Below are 12109 nucleotides of genomic sequence, written 5' to 3' on the forward strand. Positions count from 1 at the left end.
TAACAACCAGCCTCCGACTTTGGATGGCCTGCCAGAAAAACGCGTCACTAATGATGTGTCAGGCCAAGTCTATCTGCGTTAAGGCGCTGTTGACGTTCCGTCAAGTGCTATGCACCCGTTCGCGAAAGCTCACTCTCGCCTAACCGTCGGCTAAACCGACAGGCTCACAAGCTTTCGGGCTAATCCCTCAAGCTATTTCTATCTTTTCTGAAAGATCTAAAAACAACAACCACGTATCATAGATATAAATGTAATGGCATAGTGGGGGTTTTAAATATTAACCTGTATCAACCCTAAACAAGTCGAGTTGCGCTCCTTTTGCAGCCCGTTCTGATAGCTTGTTTAAAGTCTCTTCAATCAATGTATGGGGCAAGCCAAACAAAGCTGTGAGTGTCTGAATATAGCTTTCTCTTGCTTCTTTCTTGCGCTCAATAAGTGCAACCAACAGGTCTTTGACGTGCGCTATTTGAATCCCACCGTTTCTTCCTAGTTTTATTTTTAGAAAGATTTCTTGATTGACTTTTAAGACTTTTAATAGCTTGTCTAAGGTACTTTCTGGAATCCCTAACGCTTCTCGAATGGCTTTTTTTGTGGTCGTCAAATAAAGCGCAGTTTTATCGCTTTTTTCACGAAGATAAGCCAGTAAGTCTTCTTTCCATTCTGATAAATGCACACGCTGACGCTCGCTCCGTTTTTTCTTGAACTTATACCAACCTTGCCGAACGAAAAGATCTTTGCTTGTTAGGTCTTCAGAGACCCATTTTTGGCAAAGTGTAATGATGTACTCACGACTTGCTGCCTGGTATTTCTCTGAATAAGCACTACGAATGATTTTAATGACTTCTTTTTCTTCTAAGGGTTGTTCTAAGCGTTCGTTAAACTCAAACAAATTGTATTCGCAAGTCTCAATGGCATAACCTGAACTAAAGTACGCTAAAGCAAGAGTAAATAGGACGTTATTTCGTCCGATTAAGCCCTTTTTTCCTTCAAATTTCGTTTCATGTAATAAAAGATTGAACCAGGGTTCGTCGACTTGTCTTTTTCCTTGGGTACCGCTTAAAACAGTCAAGTTCGAACGGTTGAAGCCTTTATTATCCGATTGTTTGAAAGACCATTCTTGCCATTCTTTGAAAGAATAGCAGTAGTTGGGTTCAAAAAATTCGATATTGTCTGTTCTGGGCATGCGAGCAATCCCAAAGTGGTTGCAAGTTAGATCGACTGGCAAAGATTGTCCAAAATATTCTCGAAGATTTTGCGAAATGATTTTGGCTGCTTTGACAGCTTTGAATGCTGTTTTTGAAGTCACAAAGACAGGCGTTTTTAAGACAAAATACGCTTGATAGCCTTTAGCTGTTTTAAGAATCATTGTTGGCATAAAACCTAAATCAATCGCTATTGTTAAAATATCACTTGTGGAGATCGTTTCTTTAGCAGTATGAATATCAAAATCAATAAAGAACGTGTTAATTTGTTTTAGATTATTTTCAGAATGTCCTTTGGTGTAAGATCTATTTTTATCAGTATAGGTTCCATAACGGAAAACATTCGGTGTCCAGTGCGTAAAAGTACCTTGATTTTCTTGAATCGCTTCTTCGGAAGTTAGCACAACACCCCGTCCAGCAATCATGTTGTCTTTGGAACGGTACGCAAAAATCGCCCCTTTATTGCCTTCTGGCTGAGTGTTAAGGGGTTTTAAATGGCTATTTTTGAATTTATAGGTACGCAAACCGCCCTGTAGTAAAAGTTGATATAAGCTGTCTAACTGAATATTTTCCATTAGGGTACTCCTTTCCAATAAAAAAAGAACACAAGCCATCTGTTGATGTGTCATGTGTTCTCTCTTTAGAAAAGGTTAAATCTGTCTGATTACCAATTCATTATCTTGAGTTACTCGTCTAATTATGCTATTATCAGTCTAGTGTTGAGGAAACGAGCGCCAACTCGCTTCACTCAATCTAACTAAATAAATTAAAGGTGTTAACCCACCGCATAATTTTTATGAGACGAGAGTGAACACATACTGTGGGTATGTGATTCAGAAAGATAAGCAGCTTCCAACTACTTATTTTTCCGTCTCTCTTTTTTTTATTTAATTTTTTTATTTTATGTAGGTGTTAAGCATTGTATTTGTTTTCTCAGTAAGACCATACCAAATTAATCAATCTGGCGCAACTTATTTTTTATCTAGTTATCATATTATCATATTTATCTTTATATCTTTATATCTATAATCATATTATCAAATTTACTAATATGATTATAGATATATTTATCTTTTTTTTATAATAGTAATTATTCTAATTATTCCTTGATATAACTGTGTTTTTTCTGTATGATGCATTCGATAAAGTATCATATATATCTTTTTATCTTTTTATCTTTTTAGCTTTATCTATTTATCGCAATATGATAATATACCTTTAGATATATAGATATATTTTAATTGGAGGTATTATTATGGCTATTACGATTACTGTAGGTAACTATAAGGGTGGCGTAGGCAAAACAAAAAATAATATTTTAAATGCATACGAGTTCGCAAAAAAAGGGTTCAAGACATTAGTAGTTGATCTCGATCCGCAAGCAAATGCAACCACTGTCTTACTGCGCACAAAAAAATTGCATAGTAAAGAGGTGTTTAGTTTTGATAAATCTCTAATGGCTGCTATTAAAGAAGGCGATATTACTAATATTGAAACTGAGATTATGCCAAACTTGTCTCTTTTACCTAGTTATATAGATTTTGCAAATTATACTACCTTTTTAGACTTAAAGTTTGGTTTAGTAGCAGAAGAGGATCCTGCTTTTAACGAAATCACGAAACGTAAAATCAGCTATTTCAGCGAGCTTATTGAACCTCTAAAAGAAAAATATGATTATATTTTCATTGATGTTCCGCCAACTAAATCATATATTACTGATAGCGCCGTTTTAGCTTCTGATTACGTTCTCATTGTCTTACAAACACAAGAACTATCTTTAGATGGGGCCATTGAGTATCTCGGAGATTTACAAAAGTTAGCTAATATTTATGATGGAAATTTTGAAATTGTAGGAGTTTTACCTGTATTGATGGACGGGAATGCTAGCCTTGATAATTTTGTTCTTAAAAATGCCACTTCAATATTTGGTAAAGAAAATATCTTTAAACTAAAAATTCCTAATATGGCTAGGTTAAAGAGATTTGATAATACAGGAATTACCGAATACGATAGACATGATAAACGCGTAATAGATTTGTATAGTTTAGTTGCTGATGAATTATTAGAAAGAATCCATTACTTTGAAGGAGGAGAGTAGTATGACTAATACGAATAACAAAAGACCTGTTGGACTTATTCAAAATACAAAACTAGCACCTACACAATCTGCTGAAAATTCTCAAACAATAGTAAAAAGAGCACCTAAAAAATCAACAGTTACAAAAAATCAAGATTCCAATATTAAAGTGTCTCGACAAACTAAAAATCAAATTGATATATTGATGAAACTTACTGATAATAAGTTTGCTTATGAAATGATTGAAACCCTTATAGATAATTATGTCGAAAAGGAGTTAGATCCAGATGAAAGAAGGGCATTTAAAACTTTGTCAAGTTTATAAAATATGATAAAAGATAAATATATCTATTTATCTTTTATCATATTTTTCAGGATAGGGTTCTATTAATTACTGATTCTTTACATGAATTCTGGGTAAACTGGAGCTATGGAAACAAAAGTCCAATTCGATATTTATGATAATATGATAAAAGCTATATTATCATATTATTATTTAGGAAATTAGCAATCTCGATTAGTAACCACCATAATTGGTGAAGGGAGCTTTTTATTAACCTTTTTCCGATATATTTGGTAAAAAGGGAACGACAGAAATTATAGCAGTCGAATAGTAATCATTAGAAAGTGGAAATAGTAGAGAAAATGCTTAGTTTTGTCCGTTAGGATGGGGGGGGGATTGGGTGCGAAAGCAATTCAATCATATAAGGAATAAGGTGATTTTTTTTATTGAAGTAGTCCTATGAATAAAGAGAATAGCGGTGTTTAACGTGGCTCTCCTGTCAAGGACAATTTAAAAGAAAAACCTCCTTACAGCCGATAGGCCTCGTCATCGATTCGATGACGAGGCCTAATTTTGGTTTTTCTGATGGTCTTTAAAAGAAAAGCTTAATTTCGTTGTTCTCTTTCTTTTAAAGGGTTCAAAGTAACTGATTGATGGTGTTGCATTCCCTTGAACCCGCGCTTTTTACACTAAGAATAAAGTGTTGCTTCAACGTCCAGATGTATACAAACGTCTTCTTTTTATGTTAGGAACGCGATTCATTAATTGCTCATTTTCTTTTTTGAGTTGATCAATTAATTCTTCTTGGTCTTTAATAACTTTTTCCATTTGAACTTGCGTTAATCTAAATAATTCTTCTTTCTTAGAGCTTTCTTCTTTAATGTCTTGATATAAATTTATTAATTTTTCTTCTTGGTTTTCTTTTTCTTTAATATATTTTGTCTGCAAATTAAAAATTTTAGTTTGCAGTTGTTTCAATTGTTTATTTTGCTCTTTTAACAGTTCTTGGTTCTTATCAATGATGGTTTGTTGTTTCGCTAAACTTTCTTGATACAATTCACTTTCTTTACGAAGTTTTTCATTGTGCTGACTTTTTAGTTTAGTAATCATCGTTTCATAACTTTGTTTAACATCTGATAGTTTCTCTCGTTGTTTTTGTCTCGGTGTTTTTTGATTGTATGAGTTAGGGCGTGTTGCTAGTAGTTCAATCTCTTCTGCAGTAAATGTTAAATCACTATAATCGATATTATGATCAGCAACTCTATTATACAACGTTTGACGAGTGATTTTTAACTCTCTTGCTAGTTCTGCCATCGATTGATATTTCACTTTTCCAGCCATTAGAATCCCCCTTCTTTCTAACTAATTGTGTAAATATATTATATTATAATTTGTAAAATTTTACAAATATTTACGTAATTATTTGTCTAATCATACACTTATTTACGTAAATAAGTGTATGATTAGACATTTTATAAAATATTCTATTTTACACTTTTAATGATATACAACCGCTATTTTTCATTCATTTATTATAAGAGACCATTTTATAAAATAATTATAGATGAACATGGATTCTCGGAAGGGGGTGCTGTATATGTTAAAACAACTCCTCACATTGATCATTGCCCCACTTTTTGTGAGCTTAGTCATTGAAAGCAAGTTACTTACTGATCCACAACGCTGGCCGTCGCAACTGGTGTAAAAAAAGTCCAACCTACTCGCAATAGGTTGGACTTTTTTGCTGTACCTGCTCGAACTCTTCACATTTCGCACGTTCATTCTAGCATGATTTTGGTTTAAATCGTAATTTGAGTTTTTCTTGTAATAGCTCCGTTTCAAATATTCGATTCATTCCCTTCTAGTTCAAACTCTCTTAACGGTTCATCAAGTAGGTTCTCGTAGTGCGTGGTTTCTAATAAATACAATGTGTCGTAAATAATTTGTTGCTCTTGTTTCAGGGTTTGAGGATTAGCTGTGGCAACAATCTGCATGATGTTTTCGTACATATCTTCAGCGTTATCATCGTGGAAATAAGTAGCCATTTCTAATTTTTCTAATCGTTGCAATAATTTTAGATATTTCATAATTGTTTGCTCCTTCCTTTGAAGTCACAGGCTCTTTTTGAGCCTGTGCTTCGTTTTTCTTCTTACAACTTTCCTTCTTCTCTAAAACTGTAATAACTATTGCTAGTAACAACGAGATGGTCGAGTAATTCAATTCCTAATAGTTCACCAGCTTGCTTAATTTTTTCGGTAAATAAACAATCATTTTGACTGGGCTGATGACTACCACTTGGGTGGTTATGAGCGATAAAAATTCGAGTTGCATTGCTGAGTATAGCTCTTTGAAAAATATCTCTTGGGTGGGCGATACTTTGATTTATCGTGCCTCTATGAACCACGGATAAGCTATTCACTTCGTTTTTAGTATTCAGGCATAATAACATCAAAACTTCTTGTGTTTCGTTGCCAATTTCATCCATTAACCACTGTGCAATACCAAAACTAGAGGTGATTTTTTGCATTTCTAAGGTTGATTCACAGACAATTTGTTTGAGACGGACAATTTCTACTACTTTTTCATAATTAACTGGCATAATGTTTACCTTCTTTCTTTTTTGATTTTCTGACAAACCATTTTTTTAGGGGTTGAGAGAAGTGAAGCTGGAATCTTTTGATTTTTGTTTAGTTGTCAATGAACGAGTGGCAGTTTTTTTCTTCTTCTTTTTTTTATTTGCCATTTTTCCAGTGCGTTGTCGATCGTTTGCTGTGGTTGTCTTTTAGCGTAGACACAAAAAAACACAAGGGCGAACGTAGAGAGTTCATATACCCTTGTGTTTTTGACTGGCTATGCTATAACCACTTTCAGCAGACGTTAGACACGTGCAAAATGGGTTGTTCTTTAAAAAGAGAAGTAGAAAAGGACACTCATTCATGTTCTGATAACTAAATGCTCTTGATTGCAATTTTTTGATCTTTTTTTCATATTTATTTTTGAAAGAGGGGATTAGTCTTGTAATTTTGTATTTGAAGTACGTGGGGGAGTTGAAGAGGATGTAGGAGATAAACGAACAGCAGAAATAGTTACTAGTAATTATAAAGATTGATTATGACGAAATTCGACATGTGGAATTTTCGAATGAATTGAAAGACCAAATATGGAACGGTTTAAGGTGTAGACAAGTAAAAACAGAGTGGGATTCAATGATACCTGAATTCCGCTCTGTCATTTGTTTTCATCTTTTATATATATTGTTTTAACCATTCTGGAAGATCGTCATCGTCAACATCCCAACGCTCTTTCTCCTCTTCACTTTCATGCCAACTATTTTCATTACCGTCAAAAAATTTCTGTCTATTGCATTTGTACTTAACTACTTCATTCCCTTCTAATCGATATTCATTCCAATAATAGTTGTTCTTACCATAACCTTCCCATTCATTCGTTTCATAAATTAGTGACATAATCTAATCTCCTTGTTTTTATTGATAGCGCTAACAAACCTATGTATAATAATCATTTTAAAGCAAATTAAACCTGTTGACTATAAAAACTGATTTCAATTAAAGTATTTTCCACAAAATATAAAAGAAGAGGATATAACTTCACCTATTAAGTTGGTAGGAAAAAGGTCAAAGATAGATCGATTCTAAGTGACTTTAATGGACAACTACCTATAAAACCATTTTAAAAAAGCTTAGGATGCTTGTGTGCGCATGAAAAATCTAAATGAAACAAAAAACAATCTTATATTGCAAGTTACTAACTAGTATTGCATTAAAATTTTATCAACCATTTTAATTTCTAACACAACTACCCCTTTCTTTACATTTAGCTATGGTATATATACCATAGCTATGCGTTTAATAATTTTTTTATAGACGATTATTAAAATCATTGGTGAATCTTAATTCTTAAGTTTCCTTTTTGATTTTTAACCATCGTTTTTCTCCAATTTATCTAAGTATCGATAAATCGTTGTTCGAGAGACATTCTATTGTGCCACAACTATTTTGATAGTGGTTACATTACATATTAAATTCCCTTGGCATGTTCACCGTTCTCACTTAGCTCGTAGTCTTTTTTTATTCGATAAACGGTCTGCCTAGTAATCCCATATTCTTTTGCAATTTTCGAGATGGCAACGTCATTTTTTAAATCTTCAACAATACTTCGATAAACAGCTCTTTTCTGAGGGTCTTTTGCAGTTGGGCTATATAATTTAGGACGCCCTTTATAGACTCCCTTCTGTTTCGCTAGCTCAATACCTTGAGCTTGTCGTCTTTTGGACTCAGTTCGTTCTTGTTCAGAAATCATGGCTAAGATTTGAACTATCAAATCTTTGATAAATCGATCAAGAAGTGGATTCCCAATTGCTTCAGCCATGATGGGTAAACTGGTAATAACTAGTTTTACGTTTTTTTGTTTTAAAAAATTGACTGTTTGAATGACTTCATCATAATTTCGGCCCAATCGATCAATGGCTTCTACCATGAATATATCTTCTTCTCGGATAAAATTTAAGGCTTCCTGAAAAATTGGTCGTTGTTCAATCGTAGCACCAGATTGTTTTTCAATAAAAAATTTTTCAGCACCAAATTTTTTTAACGTATCAATTTGTCGATCCAGATTTTGTTCGACAGTTGAAACTCTCGCGTATGCAACTTTCAAATTCTCCCCTTCTTCCACTTTATTATTATACATCCTAATCATACAGTCCAAACACAGTGTTTTCAAGACTTAATCGTTGTCTATTTAGACCTTACCCTAAATAGACAATGAAACTACAAAAAAGAACTTGGCTAGGATATGACGATTTTCTGGACAGCTTCCTTCTTGTACTCTCTTCAAAATGTATACACTTGATTCAATGTAATTACATTATGTAAAATGAATACAAAAAAAGGAATGATAGGGTATGACAAAAAGAACGACTAAAGCGGTAGAATAACCAAAACAACCTGTTTTGGAAAAAAAGTTTTATCCAAGTATTTATGACAAGGCAGCGAGTTTGCTTATTAATATAGTAAAGAAAAACCCTTTTGCTAATGCAAACAAACGAACTGGTTTTATGTCTGCCCACGTTTTCCTAAAAATAAATGGATACGAATTAAATGCGGATCAAGAATCCAGTGAACAATTAACTGTTAAGGTCGAAACGTTCATCGGAAATTTCGAGGTCTTAAAACCAGAAGTGACTCATTTCTTTGAAAAATACTTCAATCTACAAGAATAATGTTCTCTCACGACGACTCTGAGGCAATTTCAGATGAATAGATGGATAACTCTCCACGAAAGTGGTTCAAAACCGGCTATTTTTATACAATTTCCTGTGTCTATTCCAATAGGAAAACCCTAGGAGAAAATCACTCCTCGGGTTTTCCTGAGATAGAATTCTATTGATGACTAACTCGTCACATAAGTCATGGATAACACTAATCGTTCTTTTAATACTCTTTAACCCTCTCACGTACCATTTATATTATATGAATAACGATAAAATGAAGCTATAGAAATAAAAGTGCAATTCGGTATTTATGATAATATGATAAAAGCTATATTATCATATTATTGTTGAGGAAATTAGCAATTTCGATTAGGAACGACAGCAGCTATAGCAGTCGAGTAGAATTCCTTAGAAAGTGAATGTAGTAGAGAAGAGGTCTAGTCATTGAACTAGTTTCTCATTGGTTGGATCAGAAAGACGACGATTAAAAGCAAGTTGCTTGCCAACTCACACGTTAGCCGTCGCAACTAACGAAAAAAAGAGACGTACCTATTCGCATTAGGTACGTCTCTTTTACTATCTTACAATAACTTATCACGTTTCGCACGTTCATTCTAGCATGATTTTAAAATGAAGCCAAGTAACTTACAAATGTTAAAAATCAGATTATCTTTATCGTAATTATGATATCATTATTCATATAAAATGAAATTTAGGAGGAAAAATCTATGCCACATTTTGATTTTCGCCCAGCAGTTATGGGAACAAGATTTTACAGATATGGCCGAGGGATGTCTGGCGATAACCACATTACAAAAATTGAATTTGATAGCTCAGATGATGTTTTTGAATTAGGATTTGAACTCACTTTAGGTGGATTAAGCTATTTAAAGTATCCTGATGATTACATGGATATTATAGGGAAAGACTCGTTCAATCACCAAGGGTATCAACCTTTCTATGTAAATTTTATTTTTTTTATTCAAGAAGGGATGAAAGTTAATACACTAATCAATCACCATTCAATATATGTTAGTGAAGAAATGTTAAAAGAAGATTCCGTGAATATTATGTATACTGTCACGAAATTTAGAAAAGATTTAGAGCAAGAATTTGGGTATTCCTCAGATTTCACCCAAAGTATGTATCATCTAAACGTTATTATTAGTGATGAAGAAATTAAATTAGATAAAAATAACGATTCAGAGATAAGTGATTTTATTTTCAATAACTACAATACTATTTTCAAAACTAAAATTCCTTATATCGCAGAAAGGAATACTAAGAATGAATAAAAAAACATTTAAAGCAGAAGAAAAAATTTCAACACCTTTTTCATTTTCTGGCAACGAACTTGATTATTTAGTTTCAAAAGATGCGTTTAAGGAGTACAAATCCAGTGTTAATCATCGTTTGAGTATTCTTGAAGCATCTGAAAAAAATCGAGAAACTCAGCTAAAATTGTTTTTTGAAGAAAAAATTGAAAGTTACAATCAAAAAAGCTCAGTTGCAAAGATGAATAAAAATATAAAAATGGTAGTTACGTTTTTGGCATGGCTAATAACAACTATAATAAGTCTGTTTGCACTATTCAAATAACCAATGAAACTAGAAACACTTAATTTATGTGGAATGCTAACTAACATGTGTATATGATCTCTACATGAATTCGCTTCTATAATTTCGATTCCTTTCCTTTCACATAATTCTCTTAGTATTTCTCCAATACTTTATTTGTATTTACCATAAATGATTTGTCATCTGTATTTAGGTGCAAACACAATGTGATAAACTTTGATTGTCCTTTTTCATAAGGAACCTCCTATTTGATTGATAGTTTGTGGTCGGGAAACCAAATCTATTTTATAGGTGGTTTTTTTATACCACGCTAGAAGCTTTTTTGGAACCACCCGCACAGCAGCTGGTTTTCAATGCAGACAAAAAAGAGTGTCCAGAAATAAGTGATTTTCTGGACAGGTTTGTTAAATACCTTTTAAAGTATTACCGTTTACAGTAAAATCAAATTCTTAGGTATTGATGAACAGGAGAGATGTAAGTCTAGTGAATAAAAATATATTAAATCAAGACAGTATAGAGAAAAAAAGTTTGAATTTTATAAAAAATAATTTACGTAAAGAAGATTGTTTTGGATTAACAGACAAACAATTTATTCAACTAAGAAGATGGCTGGAGCAAGCTAAATTGAATACGTATAGCACCAAATTTCCAGATTTTTCATTTGACAATAGCTTTATAGAACATTTTGAAATCCCCTTCTCATCTAAAGATAAAAAGGGGACTCGGCAATTGCATTATTACAAAATTCTAATAGTATTTAAATTCAAAACAAAGAAGGTTCACATATGATTACTGAAATTACTCGTAAGGAAATAATGGATATTCTAAGTGAAGGTTATAGGACGAGGGATTTTTTATACTTTGGTTCTTTAGATGAAGCTCGTTTTTTTAGTAGGATTTATAAACTAAAAGAACTTCCTTCTACTGATGGTCGATTCGCTTGTGCTGATCGAGATATTCACCAGCATCTAGTGATGAATGACGACTGGGAATGGGATTGGTTTTATTACTTCTATAGTGATAATTTTGATTTAGTGTCAAGTGATGAGAAATTTTTATTGTTTTTAGCAGAAATTTCCCATCCCTTGGTTCGTGGGAGTATGAATTCACTATCAAAAGAATATCTTGGAAAGATTAATTATCTTTTAAAATTTGATGGATATCAACTCGTTCCAACGAATAGTATATCTGGTCGAGCTATTTATGGATGGATAAAAATCCAAAAAGATCACTCACTTATAAACAGTCTTGAAAAAGTAAAAGAAAATTTCAATTCAGAGTATATTGATAATCAAATACAAATAATGATAACTATGGCTGATGAACATCCAAATATTGCTATTGGGAAGTCAAAAGAGCTGATCGAGTCGTGTGCAAAAACCATATTGAAAGATCAAAAAATTGAATTCGACCCCCATATGGATTTGGGTGCACTTGTAAAAAAACTTATCAATCATTAAATATTCACTCTAGTTCATTGGATAAAGAAAATAAATACTATTCAACAGCAATTAAAATTTTAGGTAATTTATCTGCTATTACTCAAAATATGGCGGAACTTAGAAATAATTACGGAGATGGGCATGGAAAAGATGGTTTTTTTCAAAACTTACCGCCTCGTTACGCCCATCTTGCAATTGGATCTGCAACGACAGTGGTACGTTTTATATGGGATTCTTACAATAATATTAAAGAAAGCACCCCACTATCTTAGGTTAGATGTCGTATAATTTAAGCAA

At 32.8% G+C, this 12109-nt stretch carries 14 protein-coding genes and 2 pseudogenes; 9 read left to right on the plus strand and 7 right to left on the minus strand.

Going from position 1 to position 12109, the window contains the following annotated elements; genetic code table 11:
- Positions 1-277: 277 nt before the first annotated feature.
- Positions 278-1777 carry a primase C-terminal domain-containing protein gene (locus tag JOD14_RS04795; RefSeq protein WP_239576086.1) on the minus strand — a complete coding sequence of 500 codons (1500 nt, stop codon included), beginning with the start codon at positions 1775-1777 and terminating at the stop codon, positions 278-280.
- 680 nt (positions 1778-2457) lie between these two features.
- Here JOD14_RS04795 and JOD14_RS04800 point away from each other — a divergent pair.
- Together JOD14_RS04800 and JOD14_RS04805 are read left to right on the plus strand one after the other, a co-directional pair.
- Positions 2458-3300, plus strand: a complete 843-nt coding sequence (locus JOD14_RS04800) for a ParA family protein (RefSeq protein WP_204653679.1) — start codon at positions 2458-2460, stop codon at positions 3298-3300.
- 1 nt (position 3301) lies between these two features.
- A complete protein-coding gene (locus JOD14_RS04805) occupies positions 3302-3604 on the plus strand; it encodes a DUF5388 domain-containing protein (protein ID WP_204653680.1) in 303 nt (100 codons plus the stop codon).
- A 666-nt stretch (positions 3605-4270) separates the two neighbouring features.
- Here JOD14_RS04805 and JOD14_RS04810 read toward each other — a convergent pair.
- From JOD14_RS04810 to JOD14_RS04830, 5 genes are all read right to left on the minus strand, one after another.
- The gene (locus tag JOD14_RS04810; RefSeq protein ID WP_204653681.1) at positions 4271-4903 is read right to left on the minus strand and encodes a serine--tRNA ligase; all 633 of its coding nucleotides are present in this window, start codon (positions 4901-4903) and stop codon (positions 4271-4273) included.
- Positions 4904-5400: 497 nt separating this feature from the next.
- Positions 5401-5649, minus strand: coding sequence for a hypothetical protein (locus JOD14_RS04815; protein WP_204653682.1), 249 nt, complete (start codon positions 5647-5649; stop codon positions 5401-5403).
- A gap of 62 nt (positions 5650-5711) precedes the next feature.
- Positions 5712-6161, minus strand: a complete 450-nt coding sequence (locus JOD14_RS04820) for a JAB domain-containing protein (protein ID WP_204653683.1) — start codon at positions 6159-6161, stop codon at positions 5712-5714.
- A 646-nt stretch (positions 6162-6807) separates the two neighbouring features.
- Positions 6808-7029 carry a hypothetical protein gene (locus tag JOD14_RS04825; RefSeq protein ID WP_204653684.1) on the minus strand — a complete coding sequence of 74 codons (222 nt, stop codon included), beginning with the start codon at positions 7027-7029 and terminating at the stop codon, positions 6808-6810.
- 571 nt (positions 7030-7600) lie between these two features.
- Entirely contained in the window at positions 7601-8236 is a 636-nt protein-coding gene (locus JOD14_RS04830) for a recombinase family protein (RefSeq protein ID WP_204653685.1), read from the minus strand.
- Positions 8237-8531: 295 nt separating this feature from the next.
- On the opposite strand from JOD14_RS04830, the gene JOD14_RS04835 reads away from it, so the two are divergent.
- The 4 genes and pseudogenes from JOD14_RS04835 (at position 8532) to JOD14_RS04850 (ending at position 10391) form a co-directional block, all read left to right on the plus strand.
- Positions 8532-8801 carry a type II toxin-antitoxin system death-on-curing family toxin gene (locus JOD14_RS04835; protein WP_204653687.1) on the plus strand — a complete coding sequence of 90 codons (270 nt, stop codon included), beginning with the start codon at positions 8532-8534 and terminating at the stop codon, positions 8799-8801.
- Between the two features lie 425 nt (positions 8802-9226).
- A pseudogene (locus JOD14_RS13340) lies at positions 9227-9280 on the plus strand (type I toxin-antitoxin system Fst family toxin); the annotation flags it as partial.
- Positions 9281-9520: 240 nt separating this feature from the next.
- Positions 9521-10087, plus strand: a complete 567-nt coding sequence (locus JOD14_RS04845) for a hypothetical protein (RefSeq protein WP_204653689.1) — start codon at positions 9521-9523, stop codon at positions 10085-10087.
- Positions 10080-10391: a hypothetical protein gene (locus tag JOD14_RS04850; protein ID WP_204653691.1), complete on the plus strand. Its 312-nt coding sequence runs from the start codon at positions 10080-10082 to the stop codon at positions 10389-10391. Before JOD14_RS04845 ends, JOD14_RS04850 begins: the two co-directional genes overlap by 8 nt.
- On the opposite strand, the pseudogene tnpA reads toward JOD14_RS04850, so the two are convergent.
- Positions 10361-10591 (minus strand): annotated as a pseudogene (tnpA, locus tag JOD14_RS04855) (IS200/IS605 family transposase); the annotation flags it as partial. The gene JOD14_RS04850 and the pseudogene tnpA sit on opposite strands and share 31 nt — an antisense overlap.
- 262 nt (positions 10592-10853) lie before the next feature.
- Here tnpA and JOD14_RS04860 point away from each other — a divergent pair.
- Genes JOD14_RS04860 through JOD14_RS04870 form a run of 3 tightly spaced genes read left to right on the plus strand, consistent with a single transcriptional unit; the run spans position 10854 to position 12084 of the window.
- A complete protein-coding gene (locus JOD14_RS04860) occupies positions 10854-11159 on the plus strand; it encodes a hypothetical protein (RefSeq protein WP_204653693.1) in 306 nt (101 codons plus the stop codon).
- Entirely contained in the window at positions 11156-11830 is a 675-nt protein-coding gene (locus JOD14_RS04865; protein ID WP_204653695.1) for an AbiJ-related protein, read from the plus strand. The genes JOD14_RS04860 and JOD14_RS04865 overlap by 4 nt, the downstream gene beginning before the upstream one ends.
- A gap of 17 nt (positions 11831-11847) precedes the next feature.
- On the plus strand, positions 11848-12084 hold the full coding sequence (locus JOD14_RS04870; protein WP_204653697.1) for an abortive infection family protein: 237 nt from the start codon (positions 11848-11850) through the stop codon (positions 12082-12084).
- The last annotated feature ends 25 nt before the right edge of the window (positions 12085-12109 follow it).

The sequence above is a fragment of the Enterococcus lemanii genome (assembly GCF_016909125.1).
GTDB lineage: Bacteria > Bacillota > Bacilli > Lactobacillales > Enterococcaceae > Enterococcus_I > Enterococcus_I lemanii.